A 16,304-nucleotide genomic window follows, 5' to 3' on the forward strand; every position below is an offset into this window, starting at 1 on the left:
ACCACGCACCTACCTACGTCAGTGGAACCCTGCTACTTCAGTGGAGCCCTCTCGAGCCAGTCGGTCAGGAGGTTGTTCACCGTGTGCCCCGGCCAGTGCAGCACCATGACGAAGCGCGACCGCGGATCGCCGTCGGGGAAGGAGACCGCGGCCAGCGCGCGCTGGGTCTCGCTGTCCCGGGTGACCGCCGGATCCACCGTGGCCGCCGTGGTGACGGTGAGATCGCCGGCCACGTCCTGATGCGTTACCGGGGTGACCCGGGCATTGCCGCCGAAGAACAGCGCGGCCACGGATTTGCCCGGGCGGGTGTCGAAGTCGAGGAAGTCGAAACGCGGCTGACCGGTGGCGTCCTCGGCATTGCAGCGCACCCGGTGCGCGCCCTGGACCGCCTCGTCCGGTCCGGGATCCTTGGGCCGGCAGGACCCGCCCTGCCAGCCCACCGCGGTGCCGTTGGCGGCGAGCTGACCGATCAGGCTGGGGAAGGCGCGGGCGATCGCGGCGTCCTCGCGGCCCCAGGAGGAGATCAGGGTGTCGGCGCTGGTGTACGTGATCAGGCCGCTCACATCGGTTTTGCGGCTGACACGCCCGTCGGGCAGCAGGGTGAGGGTGGTGGGCCCGTTGGCGCGGCAGGCATTGGACGGCTCGCGGACCACGATCTCGGAGGTCCCGATGATGAGCCGGTCGCCGTCGCCGGGCACCTGGTCGAGCGGGGCGGAGAATTCGCAGTGGAACGGAAACCCGTTGGGCAGCACGCCGTCCACGCGGTTGGACAACACCGGATCGCCGATCTTGGCCTGCTGCACGGTGAGCCGGTAGTTGGTCTGGCCCTCGGTGGCCAGCCAGGTGCCCACGAACCGGTCGGGCACGATTCCCTGCGCGGTCGGCGGGGATGGCGAGTTGCCCTGGTCGAGCGCGAATCCCATGCCCGCCGCGGTCACCGCCGCCACCGCCGCCGGGATCAGCACACGCCGCTGTAACCGCCCTTGCCACAGCGGTTTCCGTCTTCGCCTGCCGCTGCTCCGAGGCGGTGCATGCGGCAGGCGGGCACGGGCGGTGACGGCCAGGGCCGGATCGGAGTAGTACGCCTCGGTGGCGGCGTAGGCGAATTCCACGCAGCTGTCGAAGCGGTCTTCCGGGTCCTTGGCCAGGGCGCGTTCGAACACATCGTCCAGGGCGTCCGGGAGCGCCGGGTTCAGTTCGCTCAGCCGCCGCGGCTTCTCCTGGGTATGAGCGTGCACCCAGGCCAGCGGATTGTCGGCGGTGAAGGGCCGCTGGTCGGTGAGCAGCACGAACAGCGTGCAGGCCAGCGAGTATTGATCGGATCGCGGACCGACCGGTTTCCCGCTCACCTGCTCCGGTGATGCGAAAGCGAAAGTGGCGGAGATATTTCCGGTATGCGTGAGCTTCGTGGTCTCGTCGCGCAGCCGCGCGATGCCGAAGTCGGTGAGCAGCGCCCGCTCCGGGCGCCCGCTCTCCTGGTCGGCGATGAGGATATTGGACGGCTTCACATCCCGGTGCAGCACGCCCTTGCCGTGCGCGTAATCCAGCGCGGCACCGATCTCACCGCCGATGCTCAACGCCCGTTCGGGCGAAACATGGTGCAGTTCACCGGCATCCGCGCCGTCCACGAACTGCATGGAGATCCAGAACCGGTCCTCGGCGACGCCGCGGTCGTAGATCTGCACGATATTGGGATGGTCGAAATGCGCCGCGATATCGGCCTCACGCTCGAAACGCCGCCACACCTCGTCGTCTTCGGCGACCTCGTCACGTTTCAAGATCTTCAGAGCCGTGAGCCGGGGTAACCGCGGATGCCGGGCCGCGTAGACCACGCCCGATCCCCCGGCCCCGACCCGCCGCGCGATCACATACCCGGCGAGAACTTCGCCAGGTCGCAGCTCGGTCATGATTCCTCTTGTCTTCCGGCCCGGCCCCACGCCCAGTTCGGATAACAACCATCATAGAGTCGTTCTTCGTGCGCGCAGACTCCCGAGCGTTCCACCGCATCCGCATCCTCGCCCTGGTGTCCGGTCTTCTCGGATTCCTGCTGGCGGTGATCACACCGATCCTGCCGGTGCAGCAGGACCGGCCCACTCTGCATTGGCCACAAGGGGATACGGCCGACGTGGCCGCGCCCCTGGTCTCCTACGTGCCATTGAGCCTGGACGTGACGCTGCCGTGCCAGGTGCTGCGGGAGCTGCCGAGCGGGACGCTGTTCTCCACGGTGCCCGCCGCCTCCGGGCAGGCCGAGACCAAGGGCCTGGTCGTCAAGGTCACCGACGAACCCGGCAAGGGACCCGTCCTCTCGGTGCTGGTGCGGTTGATTCCGCTGCTGTCGGCGCCCGTCGCCGAGATCGGCGACTGCGGCGCCGTGACCGTGCGCTCCGACGCCACCCAGACCCGGGTGGAATTCACCGGCGTCGCGCGCAAGGACGGGACGCCGTTCGTCGGCACCGTCGGCGGCGACACCCGCCCGCAGGTGGTGGGCCTGTTCACCGATCTGAAGCGGGAACAGCTCGGAAACGCCTCCGCCACCGTGCAGATCGACGCGCGCTTCACCTCCAGCCCGACCTGGCTCAAGCGGCTGGCGACCATCGGCGCGGTGCTGTTCACGCTGCTGTCGCTGTACGCGCTGCACCTGCTCGACACCGCCGACGGCCGCAAGCCGCGCCGCTTCCTGCCCGCGCACTGGTGGCGGGTCCGGCTCGCCGATGTCGCGGTGCTGGGCACGCTGGTGGTGTGGCACTTCATCGGGGCCAACACCTCCGATGACGGCTACATCCTGAATATGGCCCGGGCCTCGAAGTATTCGGGCTACATGGCCAACTACTACCGCTGGTTCGGGGTCGCCGAGGCGCCCTTCGGGTGGCCGTACGAGGTACTGGCCTGGATGACCCGGGTCAGCGATTCCAGCCCGTGGATGCGACTGCCCGCACTGCTGGCCGGCATCGTGTGCTGGCTGGTGATCAGCCGGGAAGTGCTGCCGCGCTTGGGCTCCCGAGTGCGCCGCGACCAGGTCGCGATCTGGACCGCGGGCCTGGTGTTCCTGGCCGCCTGGATGCCCTACGACAACGGGCTGCGACCGGAACCGCTGATCGCGGCGGGCGCGCTGCTGACCTGGTGCTCCATCGAACGCGCGATCGCCACCGGGCGGCTGCTGCCCGCGGCGGTCGGCGTGCTGATCGCCGGCTTCTCCCTGGCCGCCGGGCCGACCGGTCTGATCTGCATCGCGGCCCTGATCGCGGGCGCCCGGCCGGTGCTCATGGTGATCATCAAACGCGCCGGGCAGCAGCGGGGTTCGTGGCTGCTGCGCTACGGCGCGCTGCTCGCGCCCGGCATCGCGGCCGGAACCTTGGTACTGGTGGTCGTTTTCGGTGATCAGACCCTGGCCTCGGTCATGGAGGCCACCCGGGTGCGCACCCTGATCGGCCCCAATGTGGCCTGGTTCGACGAGCGCACCCGCTGGGACTCGCTGCTCATGCTCTCCCCCGACGGCTCGCTGTCCCGCCGGTTCGGCATCCTCGCCATGCTGCTGAGCCTGGGCGTGTGCGTGATGGTGATGCTGCGCAAGAACGGCCGCATCCCGGGCACCTCGCGCGGTCCGTCGGCGCGGGTGCTGGGCATCGTGTTCATGTCGCTGTTCCTGATGATGTTCACGCCCACCAAGTGGACCCACCACTTCGGCGTGTACGCGGGCCTGGCCGGATCGCTGGCGGCGCTGGCCGCGGTCGCGGTGGGGGTCAACGGGATTCGCTCGCCGCGCAACCGGACGCTGTTCACGGCGGCGGTGTTCTTCCTGCTGGCCATGACCTTCACCGGATCCAACGGCTGGTGGTACGTGTCCAGCTACGGCGTGCCGTGGTTCGACAAGGCCCCGCTCGTCGCGGGCAAGGGCTTCTCCACCCTGTTCCTGGGACTGGCCGTACTGTGCCTGCTGATCGCGGCCTACCAGCACTTCCGGGAGCCGTACACGACGCCGCGGCCGGTGCGCGGCTTCGACAAGTTCGCCAGCATGCCGCTCACCATCGCGGCGGCCGTACTGGTGCTGTTCGAGGTGTTGTCGCTGGCCAAGGCGGCCGTCGGCCAGTACCCGGCCTACTCCATCGCCCAGTCGAATCTGCGCGCGCTGAAGGGCGATTCGTGCGCCCTGGCCAACGAGGTGCTGGTGGAGACCGATACCGCGGGGTCGCTGCTGCACCCGTGGACCGGCTCCGACGCCGACGGCCTGGCCGCGCAGAACACCGGGTTCACCCCCAACGGCGTGGCCGCCGACCTCACCGCGGACGCCGAGGAGACCGTCACCGGCGGCGCCAACTCGGTGAACGACAAGTCGGGCAACAAGACCTCCAAGACCACCGGGGCCGGCACCGGCGGCGGCAAGAGCGAGCAGACCGGTATCAATGGCAGCTCGGTCGCCCTGCCCTTCGGTCTGGATCCGGCCAAGACCCCGGTACTGGGCAGCTACACCGATGGCGAGCAGCAGGTTTCGAAGCTCACCACCCAGTGGTACAACGCCGAGAAGCTGAACTCGGTGCGCGACAACCCGGCCTACCAGGTGCTGGTGGTGACCGCGGCGGGCCGCATCAAGTCCTTCGACAAGGACGGCGTCCAGACCTATGGACAGGATCTGATCGTCGAATACGGCACCCGCGACGCCGCGGGCGAGGTCCGCGATGTCGGCCAGATCCGGCCCATCGACATCGGCCCGAACCCGTCCTGGCGCAATCTGCGCATCCCGCTGGACCAGATTCCCGCGGGCGCGAACGCGATTCGCCTGGTCCTCAGCGATGCCGACATCACGCCACGCCAGTGGCTGGCCGTCACCCCGCCCCGGCTGCCCGAGCTGCGGACGCTGAATTCCCTTGTCGGCGACCAGGCCCCGGTGCTCGAGGACTGGCACGTGGGCCTCGCGTTCCCGTGCCAGCGCCCGTTCGACCACCACGACGGCGTGGCCGAGGTGCCCGAATGGCGCATCCTGCCCGACCGCGTGGGCCAGGACGCCTCCAATGCCTGGCAGGACGACATCGGCGGCGGGCCGCTCGGCTGGACCGGTCTGCTGCTGCAGTCCGAGACCCGGCCGTCGTACCTGAACCACGACTGGCGACGGGACTGGGGCGCCCTCGAGAAGTTCACCCCGTATGCCCCGAACGCGAATTCACGCCCCACCCTGGACGTGACCGTGCAGACCCGATCCGGCCTGGCCAAGGACTCGCCGATCAAGGCCAAGTAGAAGCCGCGAAAAGGTTATTCACACCATGCCCGCGACGGCGCGGGAGTGAACACCGCCACTCTCAGAGAGGACAGATACGATCAGCAACCGTGCCAGACGCCTCCGCAGTGCTCACGAAGCCGAACCCTCCGGCGACCGACCCCGCGAACCCGCGTGATTACCGGGTAGCGAAGCTGATAGCGATCGTCGCGGGCCTGCTCGGGGCGCTGTTCGCGCTGGCGACGCCGTTCCTGCCGGTGCAGCAGACCCAGGCGGAGGTGAGCTGGCCGCAGCGCGGTTCGCTGGATCCGGTGCAGGCGGCCTTGGTGTCACAGGTGCCGATCGACGTGAACGTCACCATCCCCTGTTCCGCGGTCGGGCAATTGGATCCGCGCGGCGGCATCCTGCTGGCAACGGCGCCGCCGCAGGGCAAGGGCGCGGACCTGGAGGCCATGTTCGTCCGCGTCTCGGGCGACAGCGTGGACGTGCTGGACCGGAATGCCGTGGTGGCCACCGCAACCCGCGCGGAGATGAACGAGTGCTCGAAGCTCGTCATCACCTCCGACAGCAAAGAGACCTACGCCGGCTTCGAGGGCGTCACCCGCACGGTCGAGAAGACCACCCCCGACGGCGGCCGGGAACTGGTCACCGTGCCGATCGAGGGCCGGCTGCTGGGCGACCTGCGGCCGCAGGTGGTGGGCGTCTTCACCGATATGAAAGGCGGCGTCCCGGAGGGCCTTTCGTTCCACATGACGGTGGACTCGCGGTACTCGTCCTCGCCGACGCTGATCAAACTGGTCGCGATCATCGCCGCGGTGCTGCTCACCCTGCTGGCCATGGGCGCGCTCGCGGTGCTGGACACCAGCGACGGCCGCGGGCACCGGCGCATCCTGCCCGCGCACTGGCTGAAGCCGACCTGGGCGGACGGCGGCATCATCGGCACCCTGCTGCTGTGGCATTTCGTGGGCGCCAACACCTCCGACGACGGCTACATCCTGACCATGGTGCGGGTCGCCCCGCACGCGGGCTACCTGGCCAACTACTTCCGCTGGTTCGGCGTGCCGGAGGCGCCGTTCGGCTGGTACTACTACGTCATCCAGGCCTTCGCCGAGGTCTCCACCGCCAGCCCGTGGGTGCGAATTCCCGCGCTGCTCTGCGGAATCCTGTGCTGGCTGGTGATCAGCCGCGAGGTGGTGCCGCGTCTGGGCAATGCGGTGGCGCGGTCCAAGGTCGCGCTGTGGACCGGCGGCCTGGTGTTCCTGGCCTTCTGGCTGCCCTACGACAACGGCCTGCGCTCGGAGCCGATCGTCGCCCTGGGCGCGCTGCTGACCTGGGTCTCCATCGAGCGGGCCATCGCGACCTCGCGGCTGCTGCCCGCCGCGGTCGCGGTGCTGGTGGCAGCGTTCACGCTGGCGGCGGCGCCGACCGGTCTGATGTGTGTCGCGGCCCTGCTCGCGGGCATCCGGCCGCTGGTCGCCATCGTGGTGCGGCGGCGCAAGCAGTTCGGCGATGTGGCGCTGCTGGCCCCCATCGCGGCCGCCGGAACCCTGGTGCTGGTGGCGGTTTTCGCCGATCAGACCTTCGCCGGGATCATGGAGGCCAACCGGGTGCGGCAGGTGACCGGACCGAATCTGGCCTGGTACAAGGACTATCTGCGCTACTACTACCTGTTCGTCGAGACGGTGGACGGCTCGCTGGCCCGCCGCTTCGCGTTCCTGCTCATGATCCTGTGCCTGATGACCACCATGCTGGTGCTGCTGCGCCGGCGACAGGTGCCGGGCATCGCGAGCGCGCCGACCTGGCGGCTCATGGGCGTGGTCTTCGGAACCATCTTCTTCATGATGTTCAACCCGACCAAGTGGACCCACCACTTCGGTTCGTACGCGGGCATCGCGGGCTCGCTGGCGGCGGTGACCGCGGTCGCGGTGTCCGCCACCGCGCTGCGGTCGAGGAAGAACCGCTCGGTCTTCCTGGCCGGGCTGCTGTTCACCCTCGCCGTCGCCTTCTCCGGCATCAATGGCTACTGGTACGTCTCCAGCTACGGCGTGCCGTGGTACGACAAGACCGTCTCCCTGCACGGCTTCCAGTCCAACACCCTGATGCTCATGCTGTTCGGGCTGGCGCTGGCGGTGGTGGCCTGGCAGTCGCTGCGCGAGGGCTACGCCAAGCCGATGGAGAACGGGAAGACCCGGCGCGGCAAGCGGATCCGCCGGTTCGCCGCGATCCCGCTCACCGTGGTCGCCGCGCTCATGGTGATCTTCGAGGTGGTGTCGCTGCTCAAGGGCGCGGTGCAGCAGTACCCGGCCTATTCGCTGGCCCGCTCGAACATCGACGCGGTCACCGGCAAGGCCTGCGGCCTGGCCAATGACGTGCTGGTCGAGGGCAATGTCAACAGCGGCAACCTGACCCCGATCATCGACCCCGCCCACCCGCCGCTGAACGGCGACCCACTGGCCGGGGAGAACCCGGTCGGCTTCTCCCCCAACGGGGTCGCCGCCAAGCTCGACGCGGACGCCGTCGAGGTGAAGCCGGGTACCGGCAACACCTCCACCCAGACCGTCGGCCCGGCCTTCGAGGAGGGCCAGAACGCGGGCACCGGCGGCGGCAAGGGCGCGCAGGGCGTCAACGGGTCGACCGTGGCGCTGCCCTTCGGCCTGGACCCGGCCACCACCCCGGTGATGGGCAGCTACCAGGACGGCGTGCAGCAACCGGCCTCGCTCACCTCGAGCTGGTACCAGCTGCCGCAGCGGTCGGACGACACCCCGCTGATCGTCATCTCGGCGGCCGGGCGCGCGATGTCGTTCGACGACACCGGCAATATGACCTACGGCCAGGACATCTTCCTGGAGTACGCGCACCGGAATCCGGACGGCAGCCTCGGCGAGATCCGGGCCTACCGGCCGCTGGACATCGGCCCCGCGCCGTCCTGGCGGAACCTGCGCATCCCGTTCTCGGCGCTGTCCGACGACGCCAATGTGGTGCGCATCCGGGCCAACGACCCGATCCTGATCGGTGATCAGTGGCTGGCCTTCACGCCGCCGCGGGTGCCGAAGCTGGTGTCGCTCGACAGCTATCTGGGCCGGACGCAGCCGATCCTGCTGGACTGGGCGGTGGGCCTGCAGTTCCCGTGCCAGCACCCGTTCGACCACCACAACGGCGTGGTCGACGCGGCTCCCGGGTACCGCATCCTGCCCGATCGCCCGCTCGCGATCAGTTCCACGAACACCTGGCAGGCGCAGGAATTCGGTGGCCCGCTGGGCTGGGCGCAGATGCTCGCGGCGTCGAAGACGGTTCCGACGTATCTGAAGGACAACTACGACCGCGACTGGGGTTCGCTGGAGCAGTACGTGCCGTACTACTCGAACCCGGCCGATCCGGGCAAGGGTGACTTCCCGAAGCCCGCGCAGATCGACACCCACGTGGTGAACCGCTCCGGGTTCTGGTCACCGGGCAAGATGCGGGTCTTCTGACCCGGAGGCGTAAGGCACTCGGTGGCCGCCCGCGATCTGCGGGCGGCCACTGCCATAGTGCGGGCCGATCGAATTCCGGGCGGCTACTACTTCTCGGCGTCCACGTGGGCGACCCACTCGTAGACGGGCAGACTGCCGTCCGGAGTGTCCTGCCACCGTGACGTCACTTTGAAACGCTCGTACCCGTTCCCGTACGCGACCCGCAGTTCGACGCCCGGTGGAGTGATCCGAACGATCCGTGTTTCGAGGCCTTCCGGCCCGCCTTCGAGTAGCGCCAGCGGTGAGGTACTCATAGCTGAAGGCTCTCACATTCGCGCCTTACAGCCGATAGATTCAGCCCAATCGGCGAGCCGCCTAGACCAGGCCCATCAGCTTCATCAGGGCTACCAGCGGCCCGCCGATGACCGGGATCGCACTGAAGCTGCCGGTGCCGCCCATGCTGCCCTCGGGCACCGCGGTGGCCTGCAGGCCGAGGGTCGAGCCGCCAGTGGGTCCGGCGGTGAGATCGTCATTGGCGGTGAAGGTGTACTGCCCGGCGACCGACGGAGACCAGGTCACACTCGCATTGCCCGAGGCGTCGACCGGAACGGTGCCGAGGCTGACCGCGGTGCTGCTGCCCGGGTTGACGACCCAGAAGCCCACCTGCGTCCCCGCGTTCGGGGCGCCGACATGGGTACTGAGGGTGTACGTCGTGCCGACGTGCGCCAGGCCGTTGACGCCGGTGATTCCGTAGGTCAGCGCGGACGCGGTCGGTGCGGAGACGACCGCCAGAGCGGTGGCGGCGGTGGCCGCGCCACCGATGATGAGTTGCCGAATTCGACGGGTAGCCATTAGCGCTTCGCTCCCAAGGCTCGCATTTCAAAATGAAATGCGAGCTTTTCATACCCGGGAGCGACCCGCAATGGTTTCGGAATCTACAACGGAAGCAGGTGATGCTTGCGCGGGTTGCGAGGAATTCTCTTGTCCTTGAGCAAGTGCAGCGCCCGCCGGATTTCCAGGCGAGTACTCGACGGCTCGATGACCGCGTCGATATAGCCGCGCTCGGCCGCCACCCACGGCGTCGCCACCGTCGCGTTGTAGAAATCGATCATCTGCTTGCGCATCTCGGCACGCTGATCCTCCGGCGCCGCCTCCAAGGACTTCGCCCCGATCAGCGACACCGCGCTCTCCGCACCCATGACCGCGATCCGCGCCGTCGGCCAGGCCAGATTCACATCCGCGCCCAGCTGCTTGGAACCCATCACCGCGTAACCGCCGCCGTAGGACTTGCGGATCACCACGGTCACCTTCGGAACAGTCGCCTCCACGAACGAGAAGATGAACCGGCCACCCCGCTTGATGACGCCGATCTTCTCCTGCTCCACACCGGGTAGGAAGCCCGGCGTATCCACCACGAAGACCAGCGGAATCTCGAAGGCGTCGCAGAGTCGCACGAAGTGTGCGGCCTTGTCCGAGGCCCGGGCGTCGAGCGCGCCCGCGTAGACCATGGGCTGATTGGCGACCACGCCCACACTGCACCCGTCCACCCGCGCGAAACCGCAGATCACATTGCGGCCCGCGGATTCACCGAACTCGTGGAAGTCGCCGTCGTCGAAGATGCGGAGCAGGATCTCGTGCATGTCGTAGCCGGCGTTGTCGGCGTCGGGCACGATGGCCTCGAGCTCCCGATCCGACTCCGTGATCTCCGGCTCCAGACCGGGATTCACCACCGGCGGCAGCTCCTGACAGCTGGAGGGCAGGTAGCCCAGGTAGTCGCGCACCCACTCGAACGCGGCCTTCTCGTCCCGGGCCACGTGGTGGATATTGCCGTACTGCGCTTGGGAATTCGCGCCGCCCAGCTCCTCGAGACTGACATCCTCGCCGGTGACCTCGCGAATCACCTTGGGACCGGTGACGAACATGTACGCCTCTTCGGTGGCGACCACGACGTCGGTATTGATCGGCGCGTACACCGCGCCGCCCGCGCAGCTGCCCAGGATCATCGAGATCTGGGGCACCAAGCCGGACAACGGTTCCTGACGTCTGCCCAGCTCGGCGTACCAGGCCAGCGAGGTCACCGCCTCCTGCACGCGGGCGCCGCCGGAGTCGTTGATGCCGACCACCGGGCAGCCCACCTTGGCCGCGAATTCCATGATGCCCGCGACCTTGCGGCCGAACATCTCGCCGACCGAACCGCCGTACACGGTCTGGTCGTGCGAGAAGACCGCCACCGGGCGGCCGTCCACCAGGCCGTGCCCGGTGACCACGCCATCACCGTAGAGCGCCTTCTTGTCGCCCGGATTGCGCACCAGCGCACCGATTTCCACGAAGGTTCCGGAGTCCAGCAGCATGTCGATGCGTTCGCGGGCGGACGGAATGGACTTCCGCGCCCGCTTGGCGATGCCTGCCTCCCCCGCCGGTTCCCTCGCGATGTCGAGCTTGCTTCGAAGGTCGGCGAGTTTATCGGCGGTGGTGCTCACTGGACTCCTTTCGGCAAAAACCTACTTTCGCAGAACCCGTGTCGCGGTGGTGCTATTTCCCGGTGGTGTCGATCTCCGCAAGTTTCTTGGCGAGATCGGCACCGATGGTGGAGATTCGCGGCTCGTCGATGATCTGGATGTGATCGCCCGGAATGTGAATGATCTCCAGATGCGGAATGTGCTCGGCCCAGCCGCCGTTCGGCCGGCGGTCGGCGAAACGCGGCTCCAGCTCGATCATTCCATCGTGGTAGCGATCGGCCAGGTACAGGGTCACGTGGCCGTCGTACTCGGTCGGCTCGACCTTCTCCAATTCCTTGCTGTCGATCCACGAGGTGCGCTGGTGCTCGATCACGCCGCCCGGAATGTCGACTCCGGCGAACTTCAGCAGCTCCATGATGATCTCGATCTGCTCCGCGTCGGACGCGGCGGCCAGCTCCTCGAGCTGTTCCTGATCGAGCTCACCCAGGAAGCCGTAGTTCTTCTGCGCGAAGGTCTGGTAGCGGCGAATCCGCTCCACCCGCTCCGCGGCGGAATCGTCGAACGGCTCGACCGGCAGCGCCAGATCGATCAGGCCGACCTCGCGCACGTCCGCGCCCTCGGCCCGCATGATCTCGGCGACCTTCAACGCGAACACCGCGCCCAGCGACCAGCCGTAGAAGATGTACGGGCCCTCCGGCTGCTTCTTGCGGATCTCCGGAATGTACTGGCGCGCACGCTCTTCGATGGTGCCCTCGACGCGCTCCAGACCGAACATCGGGGTACCGGCCGGGAGCCGGTTGAGCAGCGGCTCGTACACCAGCGTGTTACCGCCCGAGGCGTGGAACACGAAGACCGGCACCGCGTCCGAACCGGCTTCCTTCGCGCGCAGCGTGCGCACGAAGCCGTCCAGATCCGAGCTCTTGCCCTGGTATTCGACGACCACGCGGGACAGGTCCTCGACGGTCTTGCACGCCTTCACCAGCTCCGGGTCGACCTCGGCCTTGACCCGCTCCGACAGGCGCGCCACCAGCTTCGCCAGGGTGTCGTCGTCGATCGCGGGCAGCGGGTTGAAGATGCCGCCCGCGGTCTTGCCGGTCACCAGCGCCCAGGTCGCGAAGGCGAGCCGCTCCTCGCCATTGCGCGGGGGCACGTTGTCGGCGTCGGTCTCGGCGATCGGCGCGGACGCCTCGTGATCGGCGACAACAGGTTCCGCGACGATCGCTTCGGCCTCGGCCACCGGCGAGGTGGTCTCGGCCTTCGGCAGCAGCGCGGCCGGATCCGTGCCCGCGGCCATGGCGGCCCTGGCGGCGGAGACGAAGTCGGCGTCGACGGCGATGTCCTCACCGGCCGCCTGACGGGCGGCGATGTCCTCGAGCTGCTCGCGGTGCTCGATGGCGTAGCGCAGCACCTTGCCGACCTCGAGCAGGCTGGCGTCGCGCACCGCCTGGATCTGCAGCTGCGGGATGTCGAACTCGTACTCGACGCGGTTCTTGATGCGCATCGCCATCAGCGAGTCCAGACCCAGCTCCATGAGCGGGATCTCCATGGGCAGGTCCTCGACCGCGTAGCCCATGGACTCGGCCACGATGATGCCCAGACGCGCCTCGATGGTCTGGGTGCCATTCGGATCCCAGCGCTCACCGGCGGCCGCGGCGACCTCGACCTCCGCGACCGGAGCTGCGGCGACAGCCGCGACCGGCTGCTGCGCGACGGCCGATTCCGGCAGCGGAGCACCGGAGGTGACGACGGCGTCGAACAGCGGACGGAAGGCATTGCCCTGCTTGGCGTGCACCGACACCGACGCGCCGCCCGGATGCGGGGTGAGCGTGGTGGTCAGGGTGCCCGCGGCCGGAATCGCCTCGTGCGCCAGCGACGCGCCGACGGTGACATCCGAGAGCACCTGCGCGGCAGCGGCATTCACCAGCGCCGACAGGTCGGTGACGGCCTGCGCCTGCACCTCCCACACGTGGCGGCCGTCCGGCAGCGCCACGTGCGCGCCCGGCACCCGGGCATTGCCCGCGCCGCCGAAGCCGCCGGTCACCTTGGGCCAGTACTCCTTACGCAGGAAGGCGGTGCGCGGCACCGGCGCGTACGGACCGGCGGGCAGCAGCGAGGGCAGGTCCACCTTGTGGCCCTGCACGTACAGCTGCGCCAGCGCGGAGACGACGCCCGCGGCCTCGTCCTCCTTGCGCTTGAGGGTCGGGATCAGCGCGGCGTTGTGCACGCCCGCCGCGAACGTGGTGCCCAGCACCTGCATGAGCGCCACCGAGTTCGGGGCCAGCTCCAGGTAGGTGGTGATGCCGTTGTCCACGGCCTGGCGGATGGCGTTGGTGAAATACACCGAGCCGCGCATGTTCATGACCCAGTAGTCCACGTCATGCACGGGCGCGTTGCCGCCGCGGTAGACGGCCGCCGCGTGGACGGTGGAGTAGAGGTCGCGCTTGAGCTTGGTGGGCTCGATACCGGCCAGCTCGGCGGCGAGTTCGCCCAGCAGCATGTCCATCTGCGAGGTGTGGCCCGCGCCGCGGGTCTGCAGCACGCGCGCGAACTTGCCCTCGGCCTCGGCGCGCGCCACGATCGCGTGCACCTGGTCCGGCATGCCGCCGATCACGGTGTTGTTCGGCGCGGCGTAGACCGCGACCTCGATGTCGGGGAACTCGGTCTCGACGAGCTTGGCGATCTCCTCGGCGGAGTACTCCAGCAGCGCCATGTTGCGGACCTGGTCATCGGTCAGCATGGCCTCGCCCTCGGCCATCAGGCGGGAGCGGGCGCAGATCACGCGGACCGCGTCCTCGAGCGGCAGACCGCCCGAAATGTACGCTCCCGCAACCTCGCCCTGCGAGTGGCCGACCACGCCCTCCGGCTCGGCGCCGTGCGCCCGCAGCACCGAGGCCAGACCCACCTGGATGGTGAAGGTACCGACCTGGCCGGTGCCGATGTCCCAGTCCTGCTCGTCGTCCAGGATCATCTCGCGGACCGAGTAGCCGGCCTCGTCCATCACCAGCTCGTCGACCTGGTCGACGGCCTTGCGGAAGATCGAATTCTCCTGGTAGAGCTGCTTGCCCATCTTCCGGTGCTGCGCACCGAAACCGGCCATCACCCACAGCGCACCACGCGCGGCGGGGGAATCGGCGGTGTAGACATTGGTGCCCGGCTTGCCCTCGGCGATCGACCGCAGGCCCGCGATGGCTTCCTCGTGCGTCTTGGCGACGACCACACCGCGCGAGCGGCCGTGGTTGCGCTTGGCCAGCGCCCGGGCCACATCCTCGAGCGGAGTGGCCTGCCCGGCTTCGGATTCCAGCCACTCGGCCAGATCCTTGGCGGCCCGCTTGCGGCGCGAGGGCAGGTAGCCCGACACCGGCAGGATCAGCGGCATCGGCTCTTCGCGGTTGCCCCACTCGGGTTCCGGCGCGACGACCTCGGTGATGGCCTCGGCCTCGGCGACCACATCGGTGGTCTCGTTGCCGAGATCGGCGGCCGCGGGCGCCTCGGGCGCGGTGGCGGCCGGGACGTACTCCTGGACGACCACGTGCGCGTTGGTGCCACCGAAACCGAAGCCGTTGATGCCGATGGTCGCCTTGCCGCTGTAGCGCGGGAATTCGGTCGGCTGCTCGACGATCTTCAGATTCGCCTGGTCCCACGGGATGAACGGGCTCGGACCGGCGTAGTTCAGGTGCGGCGGAATGACGTTGTGCTGCAACGACATGATCACCTTGGCGAGGCTCGCGGCGCCCGCGCCGGACTCCAGGTGACCGAAGTTGGTCTTGGCCGACCCCAGCAGCGCGGGCTTGTCGGCCTCGCGGCCGCGGCCGACGACCCGGGCCAGCGCGTCCGCCTCGATCGGGTCGCCGATCGGGGTACCGGTGCCGTGGGCCTCGATGTAGTCCACCTGCGACGGCGGGATGCCCGCATCGCGGTAGGCGGTGCGCAGCACGTCGGCCTGCGCGTCCGGGTTCGGGGCCAGCAGGCCGTTGGAGCGGCCGTCGCTGTTGACGGCGGAGCCCTTGATGACCGCGTAGATGGTGTCGCCGTCACGCTCGGCGTCGGCGAGGCGCTTGAGCACCAGCAGGCCGCCGCCCTCGGAGCGGATCATGCCGTCGGCGTCCGACGAGAACGCCTTGATGTGACCGTCCTTGGCCACGCCGCCATTGGCGTCGAAGGCGAGCGACGGGGCGGGCGACAGCAGCACGTTCACGCCACCGGCCAACGCCACATCGGCCTCGCCGCCGCGCAGCGCGCGCACGCCCTGGTGAATCGCGACCAGCGACGAGGAGCAGGCGGTGTCGACGGCCACCGACGGGCCGCGGAAGTCGAAGAAGTAGGAGACGCGGTTCGGGATGATGGCCGAAACGCTGCCCATGATGCCGTAGGCCTCGGCGGACATCGGGGTGCCCGGATCGGTGTTCCCGATTCCCATGCCGGCGATGAGCATGAACTCATTGCTGGAGGAACCGATGAAGACACCGACCTGCTCGCCCTTGAGGGTGTTCGCGGGAATCCTGGCGTGCTCCAAGGCTTCCCAGGTCAGCTCCAGCGCCATCCGCTGCTGCGGGTCCATGCGCTCTACCTCGACGGGCGAGATGGCGAAGAACTCGGCGTCGAAGCTCTTGATGACGGACTGATCGAGGTAACCGCCCTTGACGGTCGACTTGGCGATCTGTTCCACCACGCGCGGGTCGTCGAGGAACTCCGACCAGCGGCCCTCGGGTAGGTCGCGGATCGCGTCGCCGCGGTTGATCAGGAAGTCCCAGGTGGATTCGGGGGTATCGCCAGCGCCCGGGAGGCGGGTGGACAGACCGACGATGGCGACGTCGTGCGCCTCGCCCGGCTGGAGCCCACGGGTATAGAACGAGTCGTCGGCCGTCTCGGCCGGAATATCGGGCTCACCGTTGATGATTCGCTCGGCCAGCGAACCGATCGTCGGGTGCTGGAACACGATGGTCGCGTTCAGCACGACTCCGGTGAGCTCCTCGATATCACCACCGAGCGCGAGGGCATCCCTGGACGACAGGCCGAATTCCTCCAGCGGCCGGTCCACCGTGATGTTCTCGATCGGGTTCCCGGTCGCGTCGGCAACCCAGCGGCGCAACCACTCCCGCAGATCCTGCACCGACATGTCGGCCACCGCGGGTTTCTTCGCGGCATCCGGGGTCGACGCGTCGCCGGTCGTCTGGGTGGGGTCCGTGC

7 protein-coding genes are annotated in these 16,304 nt (G+C 68.7%); 2 read left to right on the top strand and 5 right to left on the bottom strand.

Annotated features, from left to right (window positions below):
- Positions 1 to 32: 32 nt before the first annotated feature.
- A complete protein-coding gene (locus ABZ382_RS13980; protein ID WP_357088153.1) occupies positions 33 to 1,907 on the bottom strand; it encodes a serine/threonine-protein kinase in 1,875 nt (624 codons plus the stop codon).
- A gap of 68 nt (positions 1,908 to 1,975) precedes the next feature.
- Here ABZ382_RS13980 and ABZ382_RS13985 point away from each other — a divergent pair, with 68 nt between their 5' ends.
- Positions 1,976 to 5,230, top strand: a complete 3,255-nt coding sequence (locus ABZ382_RS13985) for an arabinosyltransferase domain-containing protein (RefSeq protein ID WP_357088155.1) — start codon at positions 1,976 to 1,978, stop codon at positions 5,228 to 5,230.
- A 107-nt stretch (positions 5,231 to 5,337) separates the two neighbouring features.
- The gene (locus ABZ382_RS13990; RefSeq protein WP_357088767.1) at positions 5,338 to 8,679 is read left to right on the top strand and encodes an arabinosyltransferase domain-containing protein; all 3,342 of its coding nucleotides are present in this window, start codon (positions 5,338 to 5,340) and stop codon (positions 8,677 to 8,679) included.
- 86 nt (positions 8,680 to 8,765) lie between these two features.
- On the opposite strand, the gene ABZ382_RS13995 is transcribed toward ABZ382_RS13990, so the two are convergent.
- From ABZ382_RS13995 to pks13, 4 genes are all read right to left on the bottom strand, one after another.
- On the bottom strand, positions 8,766 to 8,972 hold the full coding sequence (locus tag ABZ382_RS13995) for a DUF5988 family protein (RefSeq protein WP_357088157.1): 207 nt from the start codon (positions 8,970 to 8,972) through the stop codon (positions 8,766 to 8,768).
- A gap of 61 nt (positions 8,973 to 9,033) precedes the next feature.
- Complete coding sequence (locus ABZ382_RS14000; protein ID WP_357088159.1) at positions 9,034 to 9,510, bottom strand: hypothetical protein; 477 nt, start codon at positions 9,508 to 9,510, stop codon at positions 9,034 to 9,036.
- A gap of 83 nt (positions 9,511 to 9,593) precedes the next feature.
- Positions 9,594 to 11,138 carry an acyl-CoA carboxylase subunit beta gene (locus ABZ382_RS14005; RefSeq protein WP_357088161.1) on the bottom strand — a complete coding sequence of 515 codons (1,545 nt, stop codon included), beginning with the start codon at positions 11,136 to 11,138 and terminating at the stop codon, positions 9,594 to 9,596.
- 52 nt (positions 11,139 to 11,190) lie between these two features.
- A complete protein-coding gene (gene pks13 / locus ABZ382_RS14010; RefSeq protein ID WP_357088770.1) occupies positions 11,191 to 16,233 on the bottom strand; it encodes a polyketide synthase Pks13 in 5,043 nt (1,680 codons plus the stop codon).
- Positions 16,234 to 16,304 lie beyond the last annotated feature (71 nt).

Source organism: Nocardia sp. NPDC005825 (assembly GCF_040630175.1).
In the GTDB taxonomy this organism is placed as follows: domain Bacteria; phylum Actinomycetota; class Actinomycetes; order Mycobacteriales; family Mycobacteriaceae; genus Nocardia.

What these genes read in the sequence shown, in the direction of transcription:
- ABZ382_RS13980 (WP_357088153.1), bottom strand. Translation starts at nt 1,907, where the DNA reads ATGACCGAGCTGCGACCTGGCGAAGTTCTCGCCGGGTATGTGATCGCG.
- ABZ382_RS13995 (WP_357088157.1), bottom strand. Translation starts at nt 8,972, where the DNA reads ATGAGTACCTCACCGCTGGCGCTACTCGAAGGCGGGCCGGAAGGCCTC.
- ABZ382_RS14000 (WP_357088159.1), bottom strand. Translation starts at nt 9,510, where the DNA reads ATGGCTACCCGTCGAATTCGGCAACTCATCATCGGTGGCGCGGCCACC.
- pks13 (WP_357088770.1), bottom strand. Translation starts at nt 16,233, where the DNA reads ATGTCGGTGCAGGATCTGCGGGAGTGGTTGCGCCGCTGGGTTGCCGAC.